29 protein-coding genes are annotated in these 24,600 nt (G+C 64.5%); 19 read left to right on the forward strand and 10 right to left on the reverse strand.

Annotated features, from left to right (window positions below):
- Positions 1 to 37 precede the first annotated feature (37 nt).
- Complete coding sequence (locus tag RFM98_RS28190) at positions 38 to 262, forward strand: hypothetical protein (protein WP_320311835.1); 225 nt, start codon at positions 38 to 40, stop codon at positions 260 to 262.
- Positions 263 to 354: 92 nt separating this feature from the next.
- Here the strand turns inward: RFM98_RS28190 and RFM98_RS28195 are convergent, their stop codons facing one another.
- The 4 genes from RFM98_RS28195 to RFM98_RS28210 form a co-directional block, all read right to left on the reverse strand.
- Positions 355 to 1,146: a hypothetical protein gene (locus RFM98_RS28195; RefSeq protein ID WP_320311836.1), complete on the reverse strand. Its 792-nt coding sequence runs from the start codon at positions 1,144 to 1,146 to the stop codon at positions 355 to 357.
- Between the two features lie 115 nt (positions 1,147 to 1,261).
- A complete protein-coding gene (locus tag RFM98_RS28200; RefSeq protein ID WP_040984202.1) occupies positions 1,262 to 1,519 on the reverse strand; it encodes a hypothetical protein in 258 nt (85 codons plus the stop codon).
- 357 nt (positions 1,520 to 1,876) lie between these two features.
- Complete coding sequence (locus RFM98_RS28205; protein WP_320311837.1) at positions 1,877 to 2,254, reverse strand: TIGR02301 family protein; 378 nt, start codon at positions 2,252 to 2,254, stop codon at positions 1,877 to 1,879.
- A gap of 206 nt (positions 2,255 to 2,460) precedes the next feature.
- A complete protein-coding gene (locus tag RFM98_RS28210; RefSeq protein ID WP_320311838.1) occupies positions 2,461 to 2,874 on the reverse strand; it encodes an NUDIX hydrolase in 414 nt (137 codons plus the stop codon).
- Positions 2,875 to 2,992: 118 nt separating this feature from the next.
- Here RFM98_RS28210 and RFM98_RS28215 point away from each other — a divergent pair, with 118 nt between their 5' ends.
- Entirely contained in the window at positions 2,993 to 3,754 is a 762-nt protein-coding gene (locus RFM98_RS28215) for an SOS response-associated peptidase (protein WP_320311839.1), read from the forward strand.
- A gap of 111 nt (positions 3,755 to 3,865) precedes the next feature.
- Here RFM98_RS28215 and RFM98_RS28220 read toward each other — a convergent pair whose 3' ends face one another.
- Positions 3,866 to 4,021 (reverse strand): hypothetical protein, encoded by a 156-nt coding sequence (locus RFM98_RS28220; protein WP_112095803.1) that lies wholly within the window; start codon positions 4,019 to 4,021, stop codon positions 3,866 to 3,868.
- Positions 4,022 to 4,412: 391 nt separating this feature from the next.
- Between RFM98_RS28220 and cysS the strand changes: the two genes are divergently transcribed.
- From cysS to rarD, 8 genes are all read left to right on the forward strand, one after another.
- Positions 4,413 to 5,864 (forward strand): cysteine--tRNA ligase, encoded by a 1,452-nt coding sequence (gene cysS / locus RFM98_RS28225; protein ID WP_320311840.1) that lies wholly within the window; start codon positions 4,413 to 4,415, stop codon positions 5,862 to 5,864.
- Between the two features lie 274 nt (positions 5,865 to 6,138).
- The gene (locus tag RFM98_RS28230; RefSeq protein WP_320311841.1) at positions 6,139 to 6,537 is read left to right on the forward strand and encodes an endonuclease domain-containing protein; all 399 of its coding nucleotides are present in this window, start codon (positions 6,139 to 6,141) and stop codon (positions 6,535 to 6,537) included.
- Positions 6,534 to 6,920 (forward strand): VOC family protein, encoded by a 387-nt coding sequence (locus tag RFM98_RS28235; RefSeq protein WP_320311842.1) that lies wholly within the window; start codon positions 6,534 to 6,536, stop codon positions 6,918 to 6,920. The genes RFM98_RS28230 and RFM98_RS28235 overlap by 4 nt, the downstream gene beginning before the upstream one ends.
- 33 nt (positions 6,921 to 6,953) lie before the next feature.
- Positions 6,954 to 7,445, forward strand: a complete 492-nt coding sequence (locus RFM98_RS28240) for a GFA family protein (protein ID WP_320311843.1) — start codon at positions 6,954 to 6,956, stop codon at positions 7,443 to 7,445.
- Positions 7,442 to 7,918 (forward strand): GFA family protein, encoded by a 477-nt coding sequence (locus RFM98_RS28245; RefSeq protein ID WP_320311844.1) that lies wholly within the window; start codon positions 7,442 to 7,444, stop codon positions 7,916 to 7,918. The genes RFM98_RS28240 and RFM98_RS28245 overlap by 4 nt, the downstream gene beginning before the upstream one ends.
- Entirely contained in the window at positions 7,915 to 8,883 is a 969-nt protein-coding gene (pip, locus tag RFM98_RS28250; RefSeq protein ID WP_320311845.1) for a prolyl aminopeptidase, read from the forward strand. Before RFM98_RS28245 ends, pip begins: the two co-directional genes overlap by 4 nt.
- A gap of 197 nt (positions 8,884 to 9,080) precedes the next feature.
- Positions 9,081 to 10,697, forward strand: coding sequence for a citramalate synthase (gene cimA / locus RFM98_RS28255; protein WP_320311846.1), 1,617 nt, complete (start codon positions 9,081 to 9,083; stop codon positions 10,695 to 10,697).
- A gap of 82 nt (positions 10,698 to 10,779) precedes the next feature.
- Positions 10,780 to 11,709 (forward strand): EamA family transporter RarD, encoded by a 930-nt coding sequence (gene rarD, locus RFM98_RS28260; RefSeq protein ID WP_320311847.1) that lies wholly within the window; start codon positions 10,780 to 10,782, stop codon positions 11,707 to 11,709.
- Positions 11,710 to 11,720: 11 nt separating this feature from the next.
- Here rarD and RFM98_RS28265 read toward each other — a convergent pair whose 3' ends face one another.
- Positions 11,721 to 12,716: a transporter gene (locus RFM98_RS28265; RefSeq protein WP_320311848.1), complete on the reverse strand. Its 996-nt coding sequence runs from the start codon at positions 12,714 to 12,716 to the stop codon at positions 11,721 to 11,723.
- A gap of 249 nt (positions 12,717 to 12,965) precedes the next feature.
- Here RFM98_RS28265 and RFM98_RS28270 point away from each other — a divergent pair, with 249 nt between their 5' ends.
- The 4 genes from RFM98_RS28270 to RFM98_RS28285 all read left to right on the forward strand — a co-directional run bounded on the left by RFM98_RS28270 (position 12,966) and on the right by RFM98_RS28285 (position 15,552).
- Positions 12,966 to 13,181 (forward strand): DUF680 domain-containing protein, encoded by a 216-nt coding sequence (locus RFM98_RS28270; RefSeq protein WP_320311849.1) that lies wholly within the window; start codon positions 12,966 to 12,968, stop codon positions 13,179 to 13,181.
- A 137-nt stretch (positions 13,182 to 13,318) separates the two neighbouring features.
- On the forward strand, positions 13,319 to 14,290 hold the full coding sequence (locus RFM98_RS28275; RefSeq protein WP_320311850.1) for an MBL fold metallo-hydrolase: 972 nt from the start codon (positions 13,319 to 13,321) through the stop codon (positions 14,288 to 14,290).
- Positions 14,291 to 14,326: 36 nt separating this feature from the next.
- Positions 14,327 to 14,788 carry a tetratricopeptide repeat protein gene (locus RFM98_RS28280; RefSeq protein WP_320311851.1) on the forward strand — a complete coding sequence of 154 codons (462 nt, stop codon included), beginning with the start codon at positions 14,327 to 14,329 and terminating at the stop codon, positions 14,786 to 14,788.
- A gap of 257 nt (positions 14,789 to 15,045) precedes the next feature.
- Positions 15,046 to 15,552: a DoxX family protein gene (locus tag RFM98_RS28285; protein ID WP_320311852.1), complete on the forward strand. Its 507-nt coding sequence runs from the start codon at positions 15,046 to 15,048 to the stop codon at positions 15,550 to 15,552.
- 7 nt (positions 15,553 to 15,559) lie between these two features.
- Here RFM98_RS28285 and RFM98_RS28290 read toward each other — a convergent pair whose 3' ends face one another.
- From RFM98_RS28290 to RFM98_RS28300, 3 genes are all read right to left on the reverse strand, one after another.
- Positions 15,560 to 16,342, reverse strand: coding sequence for a glucose 1-dehydrogenase (locus RFM98_RS28290; RefSeq protein ID WP_320311853.1), 783 nt, complete (start codon positions 16,340 to 16,342; stop codon positions 15,560 to 15,562).
- 9 nt (positions 16,343 to 16,351) lie between these two features.
- Entirely contained in the window at positions 16,352 to 17,404 is a 1,053-nt protein-coding gene (locus RFM98_RS28295; RefSeq protein WP_320311854.1) for an isopenicillin N synthase family dioxygenase, read from the reverse strand.
- A 147-nt stretch (positions 17,405 to 17,551) separates the two neighbouring features.
- Positions 17,552 to 18,163, reverse strand: coding sequence for an LOG family protein (locus tag RFM98_RS28300; protein WP_320311855.1), 612 nt, complete (start codon positions 18,161 to 18,163; stop codon positions 17,552 to 17,554).
- A 119-nt stretch (positions 18,164 to 18,282) separates the two neighbouring features.
- On the opposite strand from RFM98_RS28300, the gene RFM98_RS28305 reads away from it, so the two are divergent.
- From RFM98_RS28305 to RFM98_RS28320, 4 genes are all read left to right on the forward strand, one after another.
- Entirely contained in the window at positions 18,283 to 19,860 is a 1,578-nt protein-coding gene (locus RFM98_RS28305) for a LysM peptidoglycan-binding domain-containing protein (RefSeq protein ID WP_320311856.1), read from the forward strand.
- Positions 19,861 to 20,014: 154 nt separating this feature from the next.
- Positions 20,015 to 20,335 (forward strand): ArsR/SmtB family transcription factor, encoded by a 321-nt coding sequence (locus RFM98_RS28310; protein ID WP_320311857.1) that lies wholly within the window; start codon positions 20,015 to 20,017, stop codon positions 20,333 to 20,335.
- 26 nt (positions 20,336 to 20,361) lie between these two features.
- A complete protein-coding gene (locus RFM98_RS28315; RefSeq protein WP_320311858.1) occupies positions 20,362 to 22,245 on the forward strand; it encodes an ABCB family ABC transporter ATP-binding protein/permease in 1,884 nt (627 codons plus the stop codon).
- Between the two features lie 263 nt (positions 22,246 to 22,508).
- Positions 22,509 to 22,850 carry an antibiotic biosynthesis monooxygenase family protein gene (locus tag RFM98_RS28320; protein ID WP_320311859.1) on the forward strand — a complete coding sequence of 114 codons (342 nt, stop codon included), beginning with the start codon at positions 22,509 to 22,511 and terminating at the stop codon, positions 22,848 to 22,850.
- Here RFM98_RS28320 and RFM98_RS28325 read toward each other — a convergent pair.
- Positions 22,826 to 23,719, reverse strand: coding sequence for an SMP-30/gluconolactonase/LRE family protein (locus tag RFM98_RS28325; RefSeq protein WP_320311860.1), 894 nt, complete (start codon positions 23,717 to 23,719; stop codon positions 22,826 to 22,828). The two genes, RFM98_RS28320 and RFM98_RS28325, sit on opposite strands and share 25 nt — an antisense overlap.
- Between RFM98_RS28325 and RFM98_RS28330 the strand changes: the two genes are divergently transcribed.
- The gene (locus RFM98_RS28330) at positions 23,710 to 24,597 is read left to right on the forward strand and encodes a phosphatidylserine decarboxylase (RefSeq protein ID WP_320311861.1); all 888 of its coding nucleotides are present in this window, start codon (positions 23,710 to 23,712) and stop codon (positions 24,595 to 24,597) included. The two genes, RFM98_RS28325 and RFM98_RS28330, sit on opposite strands and share 10 nt — an antisense overlap.
- Positions 24,598 to 24,600: the final 3 nt, after the last annotated feature.

Below are 24,600 nucleotides of genomic sequence, written 5' to 3' on the forward strand. Positions count from 1 at the left end.
GGATTTGTTAAGCGCTCTGCACTATGTTGGATGCGCCATGACCGCGAATATTGCGCCGATCATTCCCGCGGAGTTTCCCGAGCTCCAGGCCCTCGCCTGGAACCGCGACGTCGCGCGCCCCATCCCCGCTAAAGAGGCCTTTGCGCTTTACGAACGCAACTGGCGCTTTGTCGATCAAAAGCGCCTTACGGCACGTGAGAAGCTGCTTATTATGAAATTGGCTGACGAATTTGGCCACGGTATCCTTCTGATTGCTGCATGAGCCATTGCAGCGTTTCAGCCGATAGGATTTGTCGACTGTCGTAGAGTTCCTTCGCCGCCGGCGTTGCGACACTTCAGTGGGCCACAACGCTCTCAATCCCCGGCGACGAAAAACAGCCACTGTCCGGTCGGCGTGATGCCGATGCGGTAGAAGATGTAGGCGCCGAACTGCTTCATGTCGTCATAGTCGCTCGCCGTGACCAGCTTGAACAATTCGACACGCTGCCTGGCATCGAGCTTGTCGAGCGGCAGCGCGAAGAAATACGGCCAGACATAGAGTTCCTGCGGCGTGCCGGTGTCGACATGGACGTAGCCGGCTGAAAGCACCTCTTCCAGGATGGCGAGGATTTCCTGGCCGTCGCCGTCGCCCGAAAGGCCCTTGAGGAAGGTGACCGGGTCGCCGTCAATGTCGCCCAGCGACAATTGCGTCATGGCATCGCCCTTGCCGATCAGCGGCCTCAGCTTCTCGATGTCGCCGCTTTTGCAGGCCTCGATGATCAGCCCATGCATGCGCTTGACCGGTTCGGGAAGCGTGTTGAGGTCGTATACGACCGCCGGCGGCGGTGCGTCTGGATCGGCGCGCGGGCTGGTGATGCCGCCATTGGCGGGCGGCGTCTCCGGCTTCGACTTGTCCGTGTCGTCGGCCGGCTGGCCGCCGTCCGAGGGTTTGTTGCCGGGTGCCTCGGGCATCGGCACGGTGGCTCCGGGCGCGGTGCTGTCGCCATTGGCGGGCGGGGTGACCGGGGAAGGCAGGTCCTCGCGCTGGATTTCGCTCAGTGCGTAGGAAGGCGTGCTGGTGAGGCACAGGGGCAGCGCCATGCAGGAAGCGGCGATCAGGATGCTGAGGGCCAGCCCGCACGGCCGGCCTGACATCGAAAATCTCACCGCTTGCTTCTCCATGGTTCCCGGCTCGGTCCCGGCCCGCGCTCGGAATGTCCAGCGCATGGGCATGATGCCCAAACGGCGCGGCGCCGTCAAAAAGTCGTTGTCAAACAGGGGGCTAGTGCTTCAGGCGTTCCGGCTCGAAGGCGCCGGCAATCACCTTTTCCCGCATGCGGTCGAGCAGGGCGAGCGCCGAGGTCTCGCCATTGGCGCGCAGCATCTCGCCGAAAGCGGTCTCCAGCGCTGCCTCGGCGATGATTTCCGGTTCGATGCCGGCCGACAGGCCCTCGGCCCAGGCTTCGCTGTGGCTCTCCACGGCGGTCAGGCGCTTTTCTTCCCTGACCAACGCGTCGATGTCGCTGACACCATGTTCCATTGCGATGTCCACCTTCTGCAAGCGGCGATCCGACAGATGGATCTGGGCTTGGCCTGTCAGTTCGTCCGCAGTCTCAACTAAGTCTTTGTAAATACGACAATTTTAGGGTCGAAATCTACATTGCCGGAGAGACTGCCCTCAATCGATGCCGAGCTTAGCCGATTAGACCGGCTTGCGGCATCAAAACCTTCAGTTTGAGTTAATTCCACAATTGCGTGCTAACGTTTCATTAATGCTGTTGCGAAAACGCAACACATGATTGCACCAGAGCGGGACAGGAGACAATAAGGCACCTCACATTGGCGCCGATTGTCACAAGAAATCTGCGCAAAACGCGCAGTAGGGGCTGATCCGGCCTCAATTGCCGTAGCGCGAAGCGATATCGCGCGACAGCGTCTCGCCTTCCTTCATGTAGCGGGCGATCGCCTCGGTCGCCGAAGGCGTGCATTGCGTATAGATGCCGCTGAAGGAGCGGTAGCCGCGGTTGAAGGATGCGATGAAGCGGGCACGCCGGTCGGGATCGGGGTTTTCCGATTCGAGCAGCTTTTCCATCTCGACCCGCCACTGGTCGCCTTTTTCGCCGCACAGGTTGCGCAGGAAATGCAGCGATCCCAGCACTTCCGCCAGCCGCATCAGCCCGGGCTCGAAAGGCGCCTCGGTGGCGCGCGCTGGGGACGCCGCGACGGCGATGCCGACGGCGAGGCACGCGGCGAGAAGAAGGGAAGCGCGGGTCATCGGCTTATGTGACCAAACAATTCGTCGCCCGCAAGGCGATTTTCGGAACGGAAACTGCGGTTTGCCAGCGGCGATGGTAGTTTGGAACTTGGCAGAAACCTCCGCGTCGTCATCCCAGGGTCTCCGCGACAGAGCTTCGCTCCTTGCTTCGCCCTGGGATGGCGAAGTTGGGAAAGTTCCGGCCAATCTCGTCAGAATCATTGCGTCTACGAACTAGGTCCGAGCAATTCCTCGGCGACCGAGAACACATCGCCGGCAAGCGGCATCTCGGCCATTTGGGCCAGCGTGTAGAAGGCCGCGGTCTCGGCATCGTCGCTGGCCACCGGCTCACCTCCGGCATAGGTCGCGCCGAATACCGTCAGGCGATAGTCGACCGCATGATTTTCGCCGCTGCCGTCGATATGAATGTCGCGCAGCGGGTGGTAGTCGCTGGCCTCTAGCCCGGTCTCTTCCTGCAACTCGCGCGCTGCGGCCTGTGCGAGCGTTTCACCCGGCTCGACCTTGCCGCCGGGATAGGCGTAGAGCCCTTGCGACGGTGCCCGCGCGCGCTTGACCAGAAGCACCGTCTCGCCACGCACGATGGCGACCGAAACGGCCGGTATGATCTTGCGCTGTTCCATGGGATCGCCGAGTTTCCGCATCCTGTTGTGGACCGACTGGTCCGATCAAGCTTTAGCCGTTGCGGCGTGGCGGTTCCATCGCCACTTTCATGGCGCATCAATCGACGAGCCCAGACCCATGTGCGGACGCTTTGCCCTGACCGCCACGCCGGACCGGACAGCCGCCTTGCTTGGCCTGGCCGAACTGGAGGAATTTCCCGCGCGCTACAACATCGCGCCGACGCAGCCAGTGCTGGTGGCGCTCGCCGGCCCTCAGCGAGCGCCTGGCTCGAACTTGCCGGACCGCCAGGCGATGCTGGTGCGCTGGGGCCTGATCCCGGCCTGGGTCGAGGACACCAAGGCGTTTCCGCTGCTCTTCAACGCCCGCTCCGAAGGCGTGCTGCAGAAGGCCTCGTTCAAGACCGCCATGCGCCATCGTCGCGCTCTCGTGCCGGCCTCCGGCTTTTACGAGTGGCAGCAGTCGGGCGGCAAAAAGGGCCAGCCCTACTGGATCCGGCCGAAGCAAGGCGGCGTGATCGCCTTCGCCGGGCTGATCGAGACCTATGCCGAACCGGGCGGCTCGGAAATGGACACCGGCGCGATTCTCACGATTGAGGCCAATGCCGGCATCGCCCATATCCATCACCGCATGCCGGTGGTGATCGAGGAACGCGACTTCAGCCGCTGGCTCGATTGCCGTACGCAGGAGCCGCGCGACGTGCTCGACCTGCTCAAGCCCGCCGAACCCGATTTCTTCGAAGCGATTCCGGTTTCCGACCTTGTCAACAAGGTCGCCAACACCGGGCCGGAGATTCAGGAGCGGGGCGTCGTCGGGCCGCAAGCCGAGAAGGTCAGGCGCCAGAAGCCGGGCGCGGACGAAAACCAGATGACCCTATTTTAGCGAAGGCTGCTTGCCTCGGGAGGCTGCTTCGGGGCCTTCATCTCCAGGGCGCTCTATGGCGCCCCCATCGCCGGCGTCCCCATCGTCGGGGACTGCGCCGGTCGTGCCGTTTCAGGCGGCGCGCGGCGAAACGATCTTCTGCGCCGGCTTCTTCTTCTTCGCGGTGTGAAGAAGGGCTGCGACGATTGCCGCCGGGCCGATCGCGCGGTAGTGGCTGGCCAGTGCGGGCTGCGTTTGTCGGTTCTGTTCCTGCTTGTTGCGAGCCATTGTTCTCTTCCCTGGTAACGGTTTCGTGTGCAGCGTTTGGCGGCTGATTCCGACCAAATCGTGACATCTGGCGGTCTAGCCGGCGAATGTTTCATCGCTGTGCCGACATGTTTAATAAAATGTTTCGGCGTGTCTTTACCTGTGATCCGGCGACATCTTTCCTCGGCGGAGCGACTTGACGGCAACACCTGCCAGCGCGATAAAGCCGCCCATGAAAACGTCTTTCGCCATTTGTGGCATTTGCATTATTGGCTAGCCTCGCGCTGGTCCGGACGTTTTCGCCTCATCTTTCCCTAGAGTGGACAAACGCCCCGGCCAGCAGGCTGGAGCCCGATTTGTGCCTGCGGCGCAGACAAGGCTCCGACCAATCTAAGGGATCGGAAGGGCACGCATGTCTGACGTATCGAAGGGCCTCAGCCTCTACAACACGCTAACGCGGACGAAGGAGCGTTTCGTTCCGATCGATCCGCAAAATGTGCGCATGTATGTCTGCGGTCCGACCGTCTACGACTTCGCCCATATCGGCAATGCGCGTCCGGCGATCGTCTTCGACGTGCTGTTCCGCCTGTTGCGCCAAGTCTATGGCGAACGCCAAGTCACGTATGTGCGCAACATCACGGACGTCGACGACAAGATAAATGCCAGGGCACTGCGCGATTTCGGCGACGATATCGCGTCTGGAAAGCTGTCGCTCAACGATGCCATCCGCAAGGTCACCGAAAAGACCGCCGACCAGTACCACAAGGATGTCGCAGCCCTCGGCTGCCTGCAGCCGACCTTTGAGCCGCGAGCGACCGAGTTCGTCGCACCCCGCGCCGACGGCAAGGCCGACATGCTGTCGCTGATCCGGCAGCTGATCGAACGCGGCCACGCCTACGTCGCCGGCGGCGAGGTGCTGTTCGACACCGCCTCGATGCCGGACTATGGCGAATTGTCGAAGCGCAATCTCGACGAGCAGCAGGCGGGCGCCCGCATCGCCGTCGACGCCCACAAGAAGAACCCCGGCGATTTCGTGCTGTGGAAGCTTTCGAGCCCGGAAGAGCCCGGCTGGGAGAGCCCGTGGGGCAGGGGCCGGCCCGGCTGGCACATCGAATGCTCGGCCATGTCGGCCGCCTATCTCGGCGAGGTCTTCGACATCCATGGCGGCGGCCTCGACCTGATCTTCCCGCACCATGAGAACGAGATCGCCCAGTCGCGCTGCGCCCACGGCACCAGGGTCATGGCCAACGTCTGGATGCACAACGGCTTCCTGCAGGTCGAAGGCCAGAAGATGTCGAAGAGCCTCGGCAATTTCTATTCGATCCACGAACTGCTGGAGACCGAGACGTTCGGCGGCCGCACCTGGCCGGGCGAGGTGCTCAGGCTGGCGATGCTGATGACGCACTACCGCGAGCCGATCGACTTCTCCGTGCGCAAGCTGGAGGAGGCGGAAAACACGCTGCGCAAATGGAAGCGCGCGGCCGACCTGGCGCCCGCGCCCGCGAAGGACCTGCCGGCCGAGGTGGTGGAAGCACTGTCGGACGATCTCGCCACCTACATCGCCTTCCAGCGGCTGACTCAGCTCGCCGGCGAGGCTATCGAGTTCAGCGGTGACGGCGAGAACACCGCCGCTGCTTCGCTGAAGGCGGCGCTCACCTTCCTCGGCTTCGATGTCGGCGCGGCCAAGGTGGACGAGGCGGCGGTGGCCAAGGCAATCGCGGATCGGCTTGCGCTGATTGCCGCCAAGAACTGGGCGGAGGCCGATCGCCTGCGCGACGAGCTGCTGGCGCAGGGCGTGCAGCTGAAGGACGGCAAGGATCCTGTCACCGGCGAACGCGTGACGACGTGGGAGATCAAGCGGTGAGGGTACTTGGGCGATTGGCGAAAGCGGCGGCGAAGGCCAATCTCCCCCCTTGCGGGGGAGATGTCCGGCAGGACAGAGGGGGGTGTGAAGGAACGCCGACGCTTCGGTTTGCCCGCTTTGGCGATAACCATTTCCTGAGAAGGCAGCACTCCCTGGTAGCTTCTATGTCGGCGGGACAGCACCCCCCTCTGTCCTGCCGGACATCTCCCCCGCAAGGGGGGAGATCAGCTGTCACGCGCGGTTTCGCTAATCTCCGGCGTGGGATGGCCTGAGCATGGGTCACGACCGCGTTCCATCGCGTCAGCGCAAAAACGCAAAATCCATGCGGCGCGCGATGACCGATGCCGAGCTGAAGCTTTGGAACGAGTTGCGCGCCCATCGGCTGATGGGCATGAGCTTTCGGCGGCAGGTGCCGATAGGACCTTACATCGTTGACTTCGCCTGCTCGTCTCATCGACTGATAGTCGAGGTCGACGGCAGCCAGCATGCCCAAGCGGAACGCTCGCGATATGATGAAGCAAGAAGCGAGCATCTAAGCACAAGTGGCTGGACCATCCTGCGCTTCTGGAACGACGACGTAATCCGCGATATCGACAATGTCTGCCAGCACATCGTCATCGTGGCCGGCCTGGCCGATGCGCCCGCGCCATCAATGGAGGAGCTCGTCCCATGATCGATCATCTCGGCATCAACGTCGCCGATTTCGATGCATCCAAAACCTTCTACGACAAGGCGATGGCGCCGCTGGGGGCGTCGCTGCTCTACATGGTGCCGGAAGAATATACCGGCGGTGCCAAGGTTGGCGGCTATGGCCGCGACCGGCCGGTGTTCTGGCTGAGCGGCGGGACGGACAAGCCCAAGGCCGCCCAGCGTGTCGCCTTCACCGCGCGGAGCCGAGCCGAGGTCGATGCCTTTCATGCCGCGGCCCTTGCCGCCGGCGGCGCGGACAATGGTGGGCCGGGCCTGCGCCCGCATTATCATCCCAACTATTACGGCGCCTTCGTCTTCGATCCGGACGGCAACAATGTCGAGGCGGTCTGCCATGATCCGGAGTGAACCCATGACCCGGCCGATGACCAGGAGCGAGCGATGAGCCTCGACAACCGGCCGGTCTACACCGGCGGCTGCCAGTGCGGCGCCGTGCGCTTCCGCGTCGAGGGCGCGCTGGGCGACGCCTCCGTCTGCCATTGCCGCATGTGCCAGAAGGCGAGCGGCAATTTCTATCTGCCGCTGGTTTCGGTGCGCGGCGCCACGCTCGACTGGACGCGCGGCGAGCCGAAACGCTTCCGCTCGTCCAATGCCGCCTGGCGCGGCTTCTGCGCCGAATGCGGCACGCCGCTTACGTTCGAGGCATCGGACGGCATGGCGCTTGCGATCGCCGCCTTCGACGATCCGTCAGGCATCGCGCCGACCATCCAGTGGGGCGTCGAAGCAAAACTTCCCTATGTCGACGGCATCCCCAAACTGCCGTCCGAGGACACGATGGCCGACATCGCCTCGGCGCCTTATCTCGCCGAGCTCGTCTCCTATCAGCATCCCGATCACGACGCCGACCAATGGCCGCCGGAGGAAAGACCATGACCGATCAAGTTCGAACCGGCGGCTGCCAGTGCGGCGCCGTGCGCTTCCGCATCAAGGGCAAGCTCGGGCGCCCGTCCATCTGCCATTGCCGCATGTGCCAGAAACAGTTCGGCAATTTCTTCGGCGCGCTGGTGACGGTGCCGAAGGACGGCGTCGAATGGACCCATGAGGAGCCGAGCTACTTCCAGTCCTCGGTCAACATCGATCGCGGTTTCTGCGCCCGCTGCGGCACGCCGCTGACCTATCGCCAACCCGGCGCGCTGGAGATCGCCATCGGCGCCTTCGACGACCGCTCCGACCTCGCGCCGCAGATCCAGGTCAACTACGCGGTTCGCCTGCCTTGGGTGGAGAAGATCTTCGAGGCGCCGGTCCACGACGATCCCGATTTCTATCGACGGCAGGAGCAGATCATCTCCTTCCAGCACCCCGACCACGAGACGGCCAACTGGCCGCAGCAGGGCTTGAAACTATGACGATCCACGGCAGTTCCTTGCGCACCCTCTATCCGGAGATCGAGCCGTTCGAGACAGGCATGCTCGATGTCGGCGACGGCCACACGATCTACTGGGAGCGCTGCGGCACCAAGGGCGCCAAGCCGGCCGTGTTCCTGCATGGCGGCCCGGGCGGCACCATCTCGCCAAAACACCGTCGCCTGTTCGACCCGAAGCTCTACGACGTCATCCTGTTCGACCAGCGCGGTTGCGGCAAGTCGACGCCCAACGCCTCGCTCGAGGCCAACACCACCTGGCATCTCGTCGCCGATATCGAGCGCCTGCGCGAGATGGCGGGCTTCGACAAATGGCTGGTGTTCGGCGGCTCCTGGGGCTCGACGCTGGCGCTTGCCTATGCCGAGACGCATCCCGAACGCGTCAGCGAGCTGGTCGTGCGCGGCATCTACACGCTCACCCGCGCCGAGCTCGAATGGTATTATCAGTTCGGCGTCTCCGAGATGTTCCCCGACAAATGGGAGCGGTTCCTCGCCCCGATCCCCGAGGCCGAGCGCGGCGACATGATGGCCGCCTACCGCAAACGGCTGGTCGGCTCCGACCGCAAGGCTCAAGTTCAGGCTGCCCTTGCCTGGAGCCTGTGGGAAGGCGAGACGATCACGCTGCTGCCGGAGCCCGAGACCAGCGGCAAGTTCGGCGAGGACGACTATGCGGTGGCCTTCGCCCGCATCGAGAACCACTATTTCGTCCATGCCGGCTGGCTGGAGGAAGGGCAGTTGCTGCGCGACGCCTGGAAGCTGAAGGACATTCCCGGCACGATCGTCCACGGCCGCTACGACATGCCGTGCCCGGCGAAATACGCCTGGGCGCTGCACAAGGCCTGGCCAAACGCCGATTTCCACCTCATCGAGGGTGCTGGGCATGCCTATTCGGAGCCGGGGATCTTGGACCAACTGATCCGGGCGACGGATAAGTTCGCGGGGAAGAAATAGTCGATGTACGGCGTTCCGTCACACCCCCCTCTGGCCTGCCGGCCATCTCCCCCGCAAGGGGGGAGATTGGATGTCGCCTTCGCTTTCGCCAATCGCCGACGCTGCAGGACGAGCGCCGTCGCCAAAGCTGCCGATCTCCCCCCTTGCGGGGGAGATGTCCGGCAGGACAGAGGGGGGTGCTCAAGCACCTTGCCATCATGAAAAAACAAAGATTGTTCCTCTTCGACACAACCCTCCGCGACGGCCAGCAGACGCCGGGCATCGACTTTTCCGTCGAGGATAAGATCGCCATCGCCAGGCTGCTCGATGCGTTCGGCATCGACTATGTCGAAGGCGGCTATCCGGGCGCCAATCCGACCGACACCGCCTTCTTCCAGAAGAAGCGAACGGAAAACGCGAAGTTCGTCGCCTTCGGCATGACCAAGCGGGCAGGCGTATCCGCCTCCAACGATCCGGGGCTTGCGGCGCTGGTGCAGTCTAAGTCCGACGCCATATGCTTCGTCGCCAAGAGCTGGGACTATCATGTGCGCGTGGCGCTCGGCTGCACGAATGAGGAGAATCTGGAAGCGATCAAGACCTCGGTCGAGACGGCGGTGGCTTCGGCCAAGGAGGCGATGGTCGACTGCGAGCATTTCTTCGACGGCTTCAAGGCCAATCCGGACTATGCGCTCGCCTGCGCCAGGACCGCCTACGACGCCGGCGCGCGCTGGGTGGTGCTGTGCGACACCAATGGCGGCACGCAGCCTTCGGAGGTGCGCGCCATCGTCGAGAAGGTGATCGCCGGCGGCATCCCGGGCGACCATCTCGGCATCCATGCCCATGACGACACCGGGCAAGCGGTGGCGAATTCACTCGCCGCGGTCGAAGCCGGCGTGCGCCAGATCCAGGGTACGCTGAACGGCATCGGCGAGCGCTGCGGCAACGCCAATTTGATCACAATCGTCCCGACGCTGGCGCTGAAGCCGGCCTTCGCCAGCCGCTTCGAAACCGGCATTTCGGCCGAAGATCTGACCGGCATTTCGCGGCTCTCCCGCGCCTTCGACGAGTTGCTCAACCGTGCGCCGGAAGCGCAGGCGCCCTATGTCGGCTCCTCCGCCTTCGCCACCAAGGCCGGCATCCATGCCTCTGCCTTGGCCAAGGAGCCGGCGACCTATGAGCACGTAGAGCCGCAAGCCGTCGGCAATCGCCGTCGCGTCATGGTTTCCGACCAGGGCGGCAAGGCGAACTTCCTCGCCGAGCTGAAGCGGCGCGGCATCGACGTGCCCAAGGACGATCATCGGCTCGACGCGCTGATCGCCGTGGTCAAGGAACGCGAGGCCGAAGGCTATGCCTATGAGGGCGCCGACGCCTCGTTCGAATTGCTGGCGCGCAAGATGCTGCACGGCCTGCCGGAGTTCTTCAACGTCACCTCCTTTCGCTGCATGGTCGAGCGCCGCTTCGACGCCAACGGCCAGTTGAAGACGGTTTCGGAAGCGATCGTGAAAGTGCTGGTCGACGGCGAGGAGAAGATGTCGGTGGCAGAAGGCCATGGCCCGGTCAACGCGCTCGACATCGCGCTGCGCAAGGACCTCGGCAAATACCAGAGCGAGATCGTCGACCTCGAGCTTGCCGACTTCAAGGTGCGTATCCTCAACGGCGGCACCGAGGCCATCACCCGCGTCCTGGTCGAATCGCACGATTCCACCGGCGCCCGCTGGTGGACGGTCGGCGTATCGGAAAACATCATCGATGCCTCCTTCCAGGCCCTGATGGATTCGATCATCTACAAGCTGATGAAGAACCGCGACATGGCGGGATTGGTGGCGGCGGAGTAGGTTGAACCATCACCAAAAGTCCATTGATCCATCATAATTTTGCGATGGTCTTGAGCGATCCGCTGGGCCATAGCGATAGGCCATGGTCACCGCAACAGCCGATCTCGATCAGGATGCCAAGGCCCGCCGCGGCTTCCTTCTGGCGCTCGGCGCCTATTTCCTCTGGGGACTGCTACCCTTCTACATGAAGGCGGTGGCGCATCTGCCGCTTGCGGAGGTGATCGCCAACCGTGTCGTCTGGTCGGTGCCGATCGCGGCGGCGGTGCTCATCTGGGCCGGCCGCACCGCCGACTTCAAGACGGCGATCCGCTCGCCCAAAAGCCTTGCCATGGCGGCGCTGACGGCGGTGCTGATCTCGGTCAACTGGGGCATCTATGTCTGGGCGATCGCGGTCGACCGCACAGTCGAGACCGCACTCGGCTATTACATCAACCCGCTGGTCAGCGTTGTCGTCGGTGCCGTGCTGCTCGGCGAGCGGCTCGACAGGCTGCAGATCGCGGCTGTTGTGCTGGCCGCGATCGCGGTGGCGGTGCTCACCGTCGAGGCCGGCAAGCTCCCCTGGGTGTCGCTGGCGCTCGCCTTCTCCTTCGCCGCCTACGGCTTCTTCCGCAAGACGCTGCCGATCGGCCCGAGCCAGGGTTTCCTGCTCGAAGTGCTGCTGTTGTCGGTGCCGGCGCTTTGCTACATCGTCTACCTGATCGCCACCGGCCAGGATCATCTCATTTCCAGCACCGGTGCCGACACCGCATTGCTGATCGGCTGCGGTCCGGTCACCGCGGTGCCGCTGCTGCTCTTTGCCTTCGGCGCCAGGCTGCTGCGCCTGTCCACCATCGGCATCATGCAATATATCGCGCCGACCATGGTGTTCCTGATCGCCGTGCTGATCTTCGACGAACCGTTCGGCAAGACCCAGGCCATTGCCTTCGCGCTGATCTGGACGGCGCTGGCGATGTATTCGTGGTCGATGTTCAGGAGCCGCGAGGTCCGCCAGCCGGCTCCCGCGGCACGATAGGGGTCGGCGCGCTACACCCGTCCGAGCCGTCGCACGATCATGTAGACGACCGCGGCGATGACGACCGAAATCGCCGTCACCACCCAGAATCCCAGCGGGGTGTCGACCAGCGGCAATCCGCCGACATTCATGCCGAACAGGCCGGAGATGATGGTCATCGGCAAGAGCACCGCCGTCATGACGGAGAGGATGTAGAGCAGCTGGTTCGACTGCTCGGTCAGCTTGGCCATCAGCTCGTCCTGCAACAGACGCGTGCGCGCCTGCAACTGCTCGCCGTCGTGATGCAGCGTATGCGCCCGGTGTGAGAGCCTCGTCGCCATGTCGTTGATCGGATCGGGGAGGTCGTCGCGATGCGAATGGTCGAGATGGCGGAAGAGGTTGCTCAGCGTCGCCATCTGCCGGTGGATGATCACCAGCTGGCGGCGCGCGTCGACCAGCGCCTGGCGTTCACTGTGCCATGCATCGCAGACGATGCGGTCCTCGATGCCGTCGAGCGTGTCGCCCATCTTGTCGAGCTCGACCGCCATGCCGTCGAGCGACTGGCCAATCACCGCCTCGATCAGCTCGGACGGCGTGCGGAATTTGCGTGTGCCGCTTTCCACCAGCTTGCGGATCTTGTCGACCGATTCCAGCGGCTGCTTGCGGGCGCCGATCAGCATCCTGTCGTTGAAGGCGAAGCGGAAATGGGTGAGCCCGCGTGCTTCCGCGAAATCGTGCCTGAGGTCGGGCAGGTCGCCATAGAGGAAGTCGTCCTCGAAATCGATCTGGCAGCCATGGCTGGGCGACAGGAAGGCCTCGCGCACCAGCGCCGGCAGGGCCTGCTCGGCGCCGATTTCCTTGCGGGCGCGCATGTCGGTGATCTGGTAGCTGCGCCAGGTCCAGTACGCCTCGGCAGGATCCTTGGTGCGGGAACCGTCGGCCTTGAAATAGTAGATGAAGAAAAGCCCGTGCTCGTCCGGCAGGTAGGGCGAGAGGTCTGTGCCTTCGGAGGGGAGGGCGATGTTCATGGCGGCTTCGCCGGCTCTTGATGCGGTCGGGGTCGCGGGGGGCGGCCAGGCAGCGTTTTTAGCATGCGCGACCCGTTTGGGTGTGACAGTTCGATGACGGCCGACGCTCAGGCGGCCTCAGTCCTGATTTCGTGCGTCCCAAAAATTCTTCCACGCCTCGGGAATAAAGCCCGGGCCTTCCGGGTCTTGTTGTGTAGCGAGGCCATCCTCCCAAGGCACGCATCCAACCGACCCGGAAGGAATACGCATATGAACAAGATCGCCTTTGCCGCAGTCGCCATCCTCGTTGCCGCTGGCAGCGCTTTTGCCGGCAGCGACCACTTCTCCGCCACCGGCCGGCAGGCCGCCGCTGTCGACACCACCACCACCGCTTCCATCGTGAAGCAGGACATGGCCCGCCACGATATGAAGCCGGCGGCCAAGATTGCTGCGGATGAGCCCGGCCAGGGCATCTGGGGTCGCTGAGCTCTCCGGCGTCGGCCGGCCTTCAGTTGGGCCGGTCGGCTCCGGTTTTCCGCAGTCTCGGCGGAGGGCAGCACCGGGCCCTCCGCCATTTCTCTCAAACTTCCACCGCCAACCGCAGCCACAAGAGGAGATTTCTGATGTTCAACATGACACGCCGCATGGTGCTCGGATCCGCCGCCGCCGCTGCCGCCTTCGGCATTGCCGGCAAGCTGGAATTCGCTCCCGCGGCTCACGCCGAGACCCCGGTCGAGCCGCTCGTCGGCTTCTACAAATACAAGGTCGGCTCGCTCGAGGTCACCGCCGTCTATGACGGTATCTGGCGCAAGCCGCATGACCCGGCCTTTATCAAGGACGTCTCGGTCGACGACACCAAGGCCGCACTCGCCAAGGCGGGGCTGACCACCGAATTCATGCCGATCCCGCTCACCGTCGTCGTCCTGCAGATGAACGGCCGCACCATCATGATGGATGCCGGCTCCGGCGTCGGCCAGTGGCAGGCCAACGCCACGCATCTGCCGGCCAACATGAAGGCCGCCGGCATCGACTACAGGGCGATCGACACCATCTTGATCTCGCATTTCCACCCGGACCATGTCTGGGGCCTGATGGAAAAGGGCACCAACGACCCGGTGTTCCCCAATGCCGAGCTCATAGTCAACGCCACCGAGTACAATTGGTGGACCGATCCGAGCCGGCTTGCCAAGCTGCCCGAGGGCCGCAAGCCCGCCGGCAAGCGCATCGCCGAAAACTTCCCGAAATGGAAGAACTGGAAGCTGGTCGACGACGGCATGGAAGTGGTGTCCGGCATCCGCATCATGGCGGCACCCGGCCACACGCCCGGCCATTCCGTCTACCATGTCGATGCCGGCTCCGAACAGTTCCTCGTCTCGGCCGACACCATGTACGTGCCGGCGCTACTCGCCCCGCATCCCGAATGGCAGGGCGCTTATGACCAGGACGGGCCGATGGCGATCACCACGCGCCACAAGATCGTCGATCAGGTGATTGCCGACAATGTCCGCATCTGCGGCTCGCACTTCCCGTTCCCCGGCACAGGCAGCTTCGTCAAGGACGGCAACGCCTACGCCTTCACTCCAACCCAGATCTGATCGGAATCGGATCCTGAACAGAAAGAACCAACTCCCATGAAACACGCACTTCTCGCGGTGCTCGGCGCCATTGCGGTCTTGACCGCGGCCCCGATCGCCATTGCCGTCCCGGCCTATGCCGTGGACGACATCGAAGGCGCCGACGCGCCGGACCTGACGGCCGTGAAGGCCAAGATCGAGGCCAAGGACTACAAGGGCGCGCTGGCCGACCTGCGCGACCTCGCGCAGGATACCCAGCAGGCCGATGTCTACAATCTGCTCGGCTTCACGCTGCGCAAGACCGGCGACTACCAGACCTCGCTGACCTACTACACCAAGGCGCTGGAGCTTAAGCCCGACCACAAGGCGGCGCATGAATATCTGGGCGAGCTCTATGTCGAGACCGGCGACATGGCCAAGGCCGACGAGCAGCTCGCCTCGCTGCAAAAGCTCTGCCCGGCGGGCTGCGAGGAGCTGTCGGACCTGAAGCAGGCGATCGACACCAAGGTGACGAAGTAGCGCGGCTTGTTTCCTCGCCCCCTCGAAGCTGGGGGGGTGGCCGCGAAGCGGCCGGAGAGGGGTTGGCACCGACCTCGCCCTCATCAGTACCGACTTTTTGGGCGCCGCGGCGGTGGCGCCCGAAACCGGAGCCGGCGTTCCTCTCCCTCGCGCCGGCTCCGACCTCTTCAACCTCAAGCGCAGCGGGCGCGCGTCCACCAGGCGCGTGGTGCCCGGCCCATTTCCAAGATGCCTGTTGCCAAAGACTGGAGCCGACGATGACACCGACCGAACTTGCCGAGAAGCTTCACGTCAGGGACTTAGGTTTGCTTGCCGGCCGCCTGCTTCTATCCCTGATCTTCGTGCATGAGGGACTGGAACTGGCGACCCATTTCGAGGGCGCTCAAAAGGCCATGGCCGCGCTTGGCGTCGGCACGCCGCTGCTTGTCGCCACCATCGCGCTGCAGCTCGGCGCCGGCCTGTCGGTGGCGCTCGGCATCCTGGCGCGACTGGGCGCGATCGGGCTCGGCCTGTTCTGCCTGATGACGGCCAGCCTTTTCCACACCAATTTCGCCAGCCAGAACGAGCTGCTGCATTTCGAGAAGGATCTCGCCATCGCCGGCGGCATGTTCATCCTGGCGCTCAGCGGCTCGGGCAGGCTGTCGGTGGATCGCGTGCTGATCGCGACAATGAAGGGCAGGGCCGGCGCAAACGCCGAGAGCGACACCACGGCCGCACCGGTCGAGCCGCATCTGTCGACAGGTGTGACAAGCCTGCAGGCGTGAGGCCCCGCTACAGCACGCTCGTGATCCCGCCATCCACCAGCAGCGTCTGTCCCGTCACGAAGCTCGCGGCGTCCGAAGCCAGGAACACGGCAGCCCCCGCCAGTTCCTCCACATCGCCCCAGCGCCGCATCGGGGTGCGGCCGGTGAGCCAGCTCGAGAATTTCTCGTCGGCGACCAGGGTGGCGTTGAGCTCGGTCTTGAAATAGCCGGGCGCGATCGCGTTGACGCGCACGCCGTGCTGGCCCCATTCGCCGGCCATCGACTTGGTCAGCATGGTGATGGCGCCCTTGCTAGCCGCGTAAGGCGCGATCGAGGGGCGGGCGAGCGCGCTCTGCACCGACGAGACGTTGATGATGACGCCCTTGCGGCGCGCAATCATGCCCTTCACCGCGGCGCGGCTCACCTTGAAGACGCCGTCGAGATTGGTCGCCATCAGTTCGTCCCAGTCGGCGTCGCTGAATTCCTCCAGCGGCGCGCGGCGCTGGATGCCGGCATTGTTGACCAGGATGTCGATCGGGCCGATGTCAGCCTCCGTCGCCGCTATGGCGGCATCGACCGACTGCGTGTTGGTGACGTCGATCACCGCTTCCGCCACCGTGTGGCCTTCGGCGCGCAAACGGTCGCCGGCAGCCTTGAGCTCGTCGGCCTTGCGGCCGCCTATGGTGACGCGCGCGCCGGCGCCGGCAAGTGCGGTGGCGAAGGCGAGGCCCAGCCCGCGGCTGGCGCCGGTGACGAAGGCATGCCTGCCTTCGAGGCCGAAGAGACGGCCGAGATAATCAGTCGAACGCAATTTGCACCTTCATCGATTGCAATCGGCGGCCGCTGGCCGCCTTGGCTTTCGCAGGTTCTTGACGCCGGCCATCTCGATGAAATTCGTCGCCGACTCCCATAGATAGTCGCCATAGAGGAAGGGCGCGAAGGCACCGGCGCCCTTGATCGGCAGCGGCGCGATCTCGGCGTCGACACGCGGCTCGTAGAAGAAGGGGACGGAATAGCGGGCCGTCTTCGGCGCGATCACCCGGTGGCGCGTCGCCTGCACCACGCCGCCCGTCCAGCGTTCGAGCAACTGCCCGAAATTCACCGCCAGCGTGCCGTCGGCGGGCGGCACGTCGATCCATTCGCCGGCATGGTTCCTGGCCTGCAGGCCTTCGACGCCATCCTGCGCCAGCAGCGTCACGAAGCCGGAATCGGCATGCTCGCGGCCGATCACCAGCCGCCGCTCGCCCTTGTGCATGACCGAATATTCCGGCCCCGACAGGTCGACCGAGCCGTCCTCGGTGCGCAGCGGATAGCGGATCAGCCTGAGCGTCGAGATGCCGCCCTGGAAATGGCCGTCGAAAATGTCGTCCTCGAGCCCGAGGCTGCGCGCGATCGAGGCCATCAGCGCCGCGCCGATCTTTTCCATCGAGCGGTAGTAATGCGCGGCCGCCGCCTTCCATCCAGGAACATCGTTCTCGGCGGGAAGCGGCGTGCGTTCGAGCAGCGGATCGTCCAGCGCGAACCCGGCATCGGCATGGGCGATGTCCGGCCCCATGTCGATGCCTTCCTTGTAGGACACCGCGGTCGGCTGCAGCGGGAACCAGCCGCGATAATAGTTCGGTTTCGACGCGTCGAAATTCCAGCGCAGCAGCTTCCGCTTTTCCGCATCCGGCAGTTCGAAGATCTTCAGAAGCTCGCCGCGCCGCTCGCGCGTCAAAAGCTCCGCTCCCGGAAAGCCGCGCGCGGTCATGAAGCCGATGCCGGAGGCGGCGGCAAAAATCTGGCGGTCGGCCTCGTCGCGGGCAGGCGACGGCGGACCGAACAGCGGCGCGATGTCGATGGCGGGGATGGCCCCGGTGATGTCGTCGCTCATCTCATGATCCTTTCGATGCTTGGAACCGCGCGCCGCAATCGTGAAGAAGCGCTCGCGCGATGACAAGCCGGGAGTAGGGGAGTAGGGGAGTAGGGGAGTAGGGAGTAGGAGGGGCTTCCCTATTGCCTACTGCCCAATCCCTACTGCCTACATTTTGTCTATTACCGCCCGCACACCCTCCGTCGGCGCATCGACCGACGATCCGGCTACCATGATGGCGGCGACGATCGCTTCCGGGTCGTTGACCACCAGCGGTTTAACGCGCTGCGCGCTATGGATGAACCCTTCGGCCGACATATGCTCGAGCAGCGCCAGCATCGGGTCCCAGAAACCCTTGACGTTGGCAAAGACGATCGGCTTGCGGTGATGGCCGAGCTGCGCCCAGGTCATGATCTCGACGATCTCCTCCACCGTGCCGATGCCGCCCGGCAGCGCCACAAAGGCGTCGGATTTTTCGAACATGCTGTGCTTGCGCTCGTGCATGTTGTCGGTGATCAGCAATTCGTCGAGCTTGTCGAGCGCGGTCTCGGTCGCCTCCTTGTTGATCAGGAAGCGCGGGATGATGCCGGTGACCTTGCCGCCGGCCTTGAGCGCGCCATCGGCGACGGCGCCCATGATGCCCTTGGTGCCGCCGCCATAGATGAGGCGCAAACCGGATTTGGCAAGCGAACGGCCAAGTGTATGGCCGGCCTTGATATAGGCCTCGTCGCGGCCCGGAGACGAGCCGCAATAGACGCAGACGGATCGAATCGTGTTCATGGCGATGATTGGTGATAGGGACGGTCGGCGGGGTCAAGCCCAGGGGCGGGCTTTTTCTTGTCGGACTCGCCAAAACACGCTAGACCGGCGTTAGGTGGCTAAGGGGGCAATACAAGATTATGGCTATCAATCCTTCTAAGGCGTTTTTGTTCGCGGCGGGCGGCGTTGTCGTCGTCGCGGCGGTCGCCTACGGGTCGGGTGCGCTCGACCCTTACATCAACCAGAGACCGGCGCAGGTCGCGGCGCTTCCGCAGGGAGATACCAAGCCGGCTGAAACCACAAGCACGAGCACCGAGGGGCGCGTGCCGCAAGCTCCGGCAAACACAATGGCGCCGGCCAACACGATGGCCCCGGCGAACAATGCCATGGCGCCGGCCAACACGATGGCATCGGCCAACAACGCGACGGCCCCGGCCACCACAACGCCCGCTCAGGCGCCCGCCGCCGCGGCCGGCCCGACACTGCCGACCTTCGATGTCGTGCGCGTCGAAAGCAATGGCTCGATCGTCGTCGCCGGCAGCGCCGCGCCCAACGCCAAGGTTGAGATCCTGAATGGCGGGACGGTGCTCGGCTCGACCGATTCCGGACCCGACGGCGCCTTCGCCATCGTGCTCGACGATCCGCTGAAGCCAGGCGACTATACGATCACGCTGCGGCAGACGGTTGGCGGCACTGCCGTCGCCTCGGCCCAGACCGCCGTCGTCTCGGTACCGCAGAGCCCGACCGGGCAGGTGCTGGCGATGGTCGAGGAGCCCGGCAAGGCCTCGCAATTGATCACCGTGCCACAGGCCGAGACCAAGCCGGCGGCACCGGCAGCCCAGGCTCCGGCAACGACGGCTCCGACAACGGCCGCGCCGGCCGCGTCCAGCGAGGCCTCGGCGCCGGCCGCGACCGCTCCGGCCGCCAGCGGCCAGGCCTCCGCTCCGGCGGCCGCGACGGCTGCGGCAGAGGCCAAGATCGCCGTCGAAGCTGTCGAGATCGACGGCAGCAAGATCTTCGTCGCCGGCACTGCCGACCCTGGCCGCAAGGTGCGCGCCTACGCCGACGCCATCCTGCTCGGCGATGCCAAGACCTCGCCTGACGGCCATTTCCTGATCGAGGCGACGCGCGACATTCCGGTCGGCAGCTACACCATCCATGTCGATGGCCTGGACAGCGATGGCGCCAAGGTCGTCGCCCGCGCCGCCGTGCCGTTCGAGCGTGAGCCCGGCGAGTCGATCGCCGCCGTCGCGCCAGGTAAAACAAAGGCCGGCGAGACGAAGCCGGCCGTGACCAAGCTCACGCAGGTCCAGGGCGCCGGGTCCCAGGCCGCGGAAGCGCCCGCAGCTCCGGCAACCGCTGAAACCAAGCCAGCCGAGACGTCGGCAGCGGCAACGGCCGCCGAGGCTCCGGCCAAGGTCGCGGAAGCGACGCCCTCGACGGGCGTGCCCGAGACGGTTGCACCGAAGCTCGAACATGCCGATAGCGCCGTCATCATCCGCCGCAAGGACACGCTCTGGCGCATCTCGCGCCGCGTCTATGGCCACGGCACTCGCTTCTCGACCATCTATCTCGCCAACCAGGACCAGATCCGGAATCCCGACCGCATCTGGCCGGGCCAGGTGTTCAAGGTGCCCTCGACGTCGAAGGAAGGCGAGGCCGCGGACATGAAGGCCATGGGCGAGCAGATGACCGCCGCGCCGGCGAAGACGGAGTAGGGTGATTTCGTCATCCTAGGGTCTGCGCGCCGCTCCGCGTCGCTCCGCCCTGGGACGACGATCGCGAATGGTTGTGCCGCGCACTGCCAGCGTCTCAATCTACCCATTCGCCTAGCTTGCCCTGTCATCCCCCATCGTCTATCGCCGATGGACGATGATCGAATCCCTCCCTGAAGCCCGCAGCGCCGACAGCCGCGCCATGGCGCTGCGCCTGGCGGCGCTCTCGCATCCGGCGCGCATCGAGATCCTGAAGCGCCTCTCGGCCAGCCGCTGCTGCTCGTGCCGTGAAGTGGTCGATCATCTCGACCTCGCCCAGTCGACCGTTTCGCAACATCTGAAGATCCTGGTCGAGGCGGGGCTGGTCCGCTTCGAGGCCGATCACCAGCGCTCGCGCTACGCGGTCGACCATTCGGCGCTTGCGAGCGTCTCTGCCTCGCTTACCGACCTCGTCAACTCCTGCTGCCCCAGCCGCTGACCCTCTCACTCCAAAAGGCAAGACTAGTGGCCGAAAAGACCGTATCCGCCGAAGCCGACACCCTCACCACATTGCGCAATCTATGGCCCTATATGTGGCCGGCCGAACGCGCCGACTTGAGAGCCCGCGTCACCTGGGCGACGCTGCTCCTGGTCGTCGCCAAGCTGACGCTGGTCGCCGGTCCCTACTTCTTCAAATGGGCGACCGATGCGCTGGCCCACGCCGCGAAGACGCCGCCGCCGCTGCCGTCATTCCTGCTCGCGCCGGTGGCGCTGGTCATTGCCTATAACGTGCTGCGCCTAATCCAGCTCGGCTTCAACCAGCTGCGCGACGCGCTGTTCGCCCGTGTCGGCCAGTATGCCGTGCGCCAGCTCGCCTTCCGCACTTTCGTCCACATGCATCAGCTGTCGCTGCGCTTCCACCTCGAGCGCCGCACCGGCGGCCTGTCGCGCATCATCGAGCGCGGCACCAAGGGCATCGAGACGATTGTGCGCTTCATCATGCTGAACACGGCGCCGACCATTCTCGAATTCGCGCTGACGGCCGGCATCTTCGCCTTCACCTATGGCTGGAAATACGTCGCCGTGGTCGCCGTCACCGTCTGGTTCTATGTCTGGTTCACGGTCAAGGCGAGCGACTGGCGCATCTCGATCCGCCGCGACATGAACGACAGCGACACCGACGCCAACACCAAGGCGATCGACTCGCTGCTCAACTTCGAGACGGTCAAATATTTTACCAATGAGCGCATGGAGGCCGAGCGCTTCGACCGCTCGATGGCGCGCTATGAGATCGCCGCGACGAAAACCTGGACCTCGCTCGGCTGGCTGAACTTCGGCCAGGGCGCCATCTTCGGCCTGGGCACCGTCATCGTCATGTGCATGTCGGCGCTGGAGGTGCAGGCAGGCACCCAGACGGTCGGCGACTTCGTCTTCATCAACGCCATGCTGATCCAGCTCTCGGTGCCGCTCAACTTCATCGGCTTCATCTACCGTGAAATTCGCCAGGGCCTGACCGACATCGAGCACATGTTCGACCTGCTCGACGTGCCCCAGGAGATCGTCGACAAGCCGGACGCCAGGCCGCTGAAGGTCGGCCCCGGCAAGGTCGAGTTCCGCGACGTCCATTTCTCCTATGACCCGAACCGCAAGATCCTGAAGGGCGTCTCCTTCGACGTACCGGCCGGCAAGACGGTAGCGATCGTCGGCCCCTCCGGCGCCGGCAAGTCGACCATTTCCAGGCTGCTGTTCCGTTTCTACGACGTGCAGAGCGGCCAGGTACTGATCGACGGCCAGGACATCCGCGACGTCACGCAGGCGAGCCTCCGCGCCGTGCTCGGCATGGTGCCGCAGGACACCGTGCTGTTCAACGATACCATCGCCTACAACATCCGCTACGGCCGCGCCGGCGCCAGCGAGGAGGAGGTGCGCAAGGCAGCCGAGCTCGCCCAGATCGGGCCGTTCATCGCCAAGCTGCCCGACGGCTACCGCTCGATGGTCGGCGAGCGCGGCCTGAAACTGTCGGGCGGCGAGAAGCAGCGCGTCGCGATCGCCCGCACCATCCTCAAGGCGCCGCCGATCCTGATGCTGGACGAGGCGACCTCGGCGCTCGACACTCAGACCGAGCAGGAGATCCAGGCCGCGCTCGACCTCGTCAGCAAGGGCCGCACCACCATCGTCATCGCCCACCGGTTGTCGACGGTGATTTCGGCCGACGAGATCATCGTGCTGAAGGACGGCCAGATCGCCGAGCGCGGCACCCATGCGGCGCTGCTTGCCAAACACGGCCTCTACGCCTCGATGTGGGACCGCCAGCGCGAAGCGACCGAAGCCGAGGAGCGCCTGCGCATTGCCCGCGAGAGCGATGAACTCGGGGTGATCGTGCGGCGCAGGACTTCGGAGGTTAGCTAGCGCCTCTTCCTTCTCCCCTTGTGGGAGAAGGTGGATCGGCGCGCAGCGCCGAGACGGTTGAGGGGTGTTCCAGGGAACGCCAGCGTCTCACTCCGCTGGAGCACCCCTCAACCGACCGAGCTTCGCTCGGCCACCTTCTCCCACAAGGGGAGAAGGGGAAAGCTGCGTTTGAAAATCCCCCTTGACCTCAACCTAGCTTGAGCTTGCAAACCCGTCTCCGAGCTTCCTGCCAAGCAACCCTTGCAGAACGGAGATGGATCGAAATGAGCACTAAAAATCAGCGCAATGGCAGCGCGTTCCGGCTCGACAAATTCGTCGTGCCGGCGGCAGCGCGCGACGAAATCATCGGCAAGGTCTTCATGACGCATCAATTGCTGCGCCAGCAGGAAGGCTTCGTGCAGGATTTCCTGCTCGAGCAGGTCTCCGGCCCGGGCGAGTTCAACATCGTCACGATGGTCGAGTGGGAAAGCCAGGCCGCGGTAGACAAGGTGGTGCCGATCGTCAAGGCAGCGCATGAGCGCATTGCCTTCAGCGCGCAGGAAACCATCGCGCGCCTCGGCGTCAAGGCAGACATCGCCAACTACCAGCGCGTGCCGGAGGTGTAAGAAGGCCATCCGGCTCCCGGCGCGGATACGGCGATGCTCAGCACCTGACCGGTGCGAGCATCGCTCACCATATTTTCGAAACCGCGCCATTCGGCGGCGAGGATGAACAGCGTCCTGCCGTCGGCACCACCCAGCATGCAGGCAAAGCAGCCGCGATCGACCTCGACACTGTCGATTTTGTCGCCGCCTTCGCGCACCCTGACACAGTGCCGGTTCGGCACGTCGGCATACCAGACACAGCCTTCGGCATCGATGCAGATGCCGTCGGGATAGTCGTTGCCGAGATCGGCCCAGACGCGCCGGTTGGCGAGGCCGCCATCTTCGGCGATGTCGAACGCGGTCAATCGGTTGGCATGGGATTCGGCGACGATCAAAGTCCGGTTGTCCGGCGTCACCGCCATGCCGTTGGCGAAGGCGATATGCTCGGCGACCTGTCGAACCGCGCCGTCCGGCGTGATCAGCACGATGGTGCCTGGCCCGAAATGCTCGCCCGGCGCCGGCGCCGGCCCGCCGCCATTGACGTAGATGTTGCCGCGTCCATCGACGACGATTTCGTTCCAGGGGTTTTTCGACAGTTGCCTGAGATCGGCATGGGTGACGAGCGTCCCGTCCGCTTCCTGCCGCAGCAGAAGGCCTTCCCGGCCGGAAACGACAAGCAATCGTCCATCTGGCAGCCAGTCGATCGAATAGGGCAGGACGGCCGGCACCGTGAGCATGACCTCGGGTTTGCCATCATCGTCCAAGGCGACGATCTCGCCGGTGCCCCAGTTGCAGAGCCAGAGCCGCCCATCATGCCAGCGCGGTGACTCGCCGAAGGCAAGGCCCTCGGTGGCGATATTGGCTTTCCTGGCGCTGTTCGATGACGACATTTCGCTGGCTCCGTGGGCGCGTTGTCCAGCCTAGGACGGATGAGATTACCAGGGTCCGACACTCGGTGCGGAAATCAGCGACCCCACACAGCCTCACCCATTCCCCATTGTTGCGTTGCAGGGAGGGGGGCTTTCCGCTATTGAGGCGCAACCTGAAACAGGGACTGCCCTTGAGCCCTATGACGCTTCTCGACTCGGTCAAGAATACGTTCGTTCCGATCCATCGCGAAGGCTATCCCTTCATCGCCGCCTTTGCCGCGGCAACGCTGTTTCTCGGCTATTTCTCCTCGATCCTGTTCTGGATCGGGCTGATCCTCACCGCATGGTGCATCTATTTCTATCGCGATCCCGAGCGCGTCACGCCGATTGACGACCGGCTGGTGGTGAGCCCGGCCGATGGCGTGATCTCGGCGGTCGGACCCGCCGTGCCGCCGAGCGAGCTTGGCCTCGGCTCCGGCGAGATGACCCGCATTTCGGTGTTCATGAACGTGTTTTCCTGCCACATCAACCGCGCGCCGGTGCGCGGCCGGATCACGCGCATCGAGCACAAGCCCGGAAAATTCCTCAACGCCGAGCTCGACAAGGCAAGTGCTGAGAACGAGCGCAACGGGCTGGTCATCGACAGCCCCAACGGCACCATTGCCGCCGTCCAGATCGCCGGGCTGGTCGCGCGGCGCATCGTCTGCTGGGCCGAGACGGGCGGCTCGATCGCCATCGGCGAGCGTTTCGGCCTGATCCGCTTCGGCTCGCGCGTCGACGTCTTCCTGCCGTCGAACGCTGTGCCGCGCGTCGCGGTCGGCCAGACGGCGGTCGGCGGCGAGACCGTGCTTGCCGAATTCGGTGGCACGGCGGTCACGCCCTTGGTCAGGATTTCCTGAGCG

The organism is Mesorhizobium australafricanum (assembly GCF_033977265.1).
Lineage (GTDB): Bacteria > Pseudomonadota > Alphaproteobacteria > Rhizobiales > Rhizobiaceae > Mesorhizobium > Mesorhizobium australafricanum.

Bases quoted from the DNA above. Each gene is read 5' to 3' on its own strand.
- RFM98_RS28200 (WP_040984202.1), bottom strand. From the start codon at position 1,519: ATGGAACATGGTGTCAGCGACATCGACGCGTTGGTCAGGGAAGAAAAG.
- RFM98_RS28280 (WP_320311851.1), top strand. From the start codon at position 14,327: ATGAAACACGCACTTCTCGCGGTGCTCGGCGCCATTGCGGTCTTGACC.
- RFM98_RS28285 (WP_320311852.1), top strand. From the start codon at position 15,046: ATGACACCGACCGAACTTGCCGAGAAGCTTCACGTCAGGGACTTAGGT.
- RFM98_RS28275 (WP_320311850.1), top strand. From the start codon at position 13,319: ATGTTCAACATGACACGCCGCATGGTGCTCGGATCCGCCGCCGCCGCT.
- RFM98_RS28205 (WP_320311837.1), bottom strand. From the start codon at position 2,254: ATGACCCGCGCTTCCCTTCTTCTCGCCGCGTGCCTCGCCGTCGGCATC.
- RFM98_RS28235 (WP_320311842.1), top strand. From the start codon at position 6,534: ATGATCGATCATCTCGGCATCAACGTCGCCGATTTCGATGCATCCAAA.
- RFM98_RS28190 (WP_320311835.1), top strand. From the start codon at position 38: ATGACCGCGAATATTGCGCCGATCATTCCCGCGGAGTTTCCCGAGCTC.
- rarD (WP_320311847.1), top strand. From the start codon at position 10,780: ATGGTCACCGCAACAGCCGATCTCGATCAGGATGCCAAGGCCCGCCGC.
- RFM98_RS28310 (WP_320311857.1), top strand. From the start codon at position 20,015: ATGATCGAATCCCTCCCTGAAGCCCGCAGCGCCGACAGCCGCGCCATG.
- RFM98_RS28270 (WP_320311849.1), top strand. From the start codon at position 12,966: ATGAACAAGATCGCCTTTGCCGCAGTCGCCATCCTCGTTGCCGCTGGC.
- cimA (WP_320311846.1), top strand. From the start codon at position 9,081: ATGAAAAAACAAAGATTGTTCCTCTTCGACACAACCCTCCGCGACGGC.
- pip (WP_320311845.1), top strand. From the start codon at position 7,915: ATGACGATCCACGGCAGTTCCTTGCGCACCCTCTATCCGGAGATCGAG.
- RFM98_RS28215 (WP_320311839.1), top strand. From the start codon at position 2,993: ATGTGCGGACGCTTTGCCCTGACCGCCACGCCGGACCGGACAGCCGCC.
- RFM98_RS28295 (WP_320311854.1), bottom strand. From the start codon at position 17,404: ATGAGCGACGACATCACCGGGGCCATCCCCGCCATCGACATCGCGCCG.
- RFM98_RS28320 (WP_320311859.1), top strand. From the start codon at position 22,509: ATGAGCACTAAAAATCAGCGCAATGGCAGCGCGTTCCGGCTCGACAAA.
- RFM98_RS28265 (WP_320311848.1), bottom strand. From the start codon at position 12,716: ATGAACATCGCCCTCCCCTCCGAAGGCACAGACCTCTCGCCCTACCTG.
- RFM98_RS28245 (WP_320311844.1), top strand. From the start codon at position 7,442: ATGACCGATCAAGTTCGAACCGGCGGCTGCCAGTGCGGCGCCGTGCGC.
- RFM98_RS28230 (WP_320311841.1), top strand. From the start codon at position 6,139: ATGGGTCACGACCGCGTTCCATCGCGTCAGCGCAAAAACGCAAAATCC.
- cysS (WP_320311840.1), top strand. From the start codon at position 4,413: ATGTCTGACGTATCGAAGGGCCTCAGCCTCTACAACACGCTAACGCGG.
- RFM98_RS28330 (WP_320311861.1), top strand. From the start codon at position 23,710: ATGACGACATTTCGCTGGCTCCGTGGGCGCGTTGTCCAGCCTAGGACG.
- RFM98_RS28220 (WP_112095803.1), bottom strand. From the start codon at position 4,021: ATGGCTCGCAACAAGCAGGAACAGAACCGACAAACGCAGCCCGCACTG.
- RFM98_RS28300 (WP_320311855.1), bottom strand. From the start codon at position 18,163: ATGAACACGATTCGATCCGTCTGCGTCTATTGCGGCTCGTCTCCGGGC.
- RFM98_RS28325 (WP_320311860.1), bottom strand. From the start codon at position 23,719: ATGTCGTCATCGAACAGCGCCAGGAAAGCCAATATCGCCACCGAGGGC.
- RFM98_RS28305 (WP_320311856.1), top strand. From the start codon at position 18,283: ATGGCTATCAATCCTTCTAAGGCGTTTTTGTTCGCGGCGGGCGGCGTT.
- RFM98_RS28240 (WP_320311843.1), top strand. From the start codon at position 6,954: ATGAGCCTCGACAACCGGCCGGTCTACACCGGCGGCTGCCAGTGCGGC.
- RFM98_RS28210 (WP_320311838.1), bottom strand. From the start codon at position 2,874: ATGGAACAGCGCAAGATCATACCGGCCGTTTCGGTCGCCATCGTGCGT.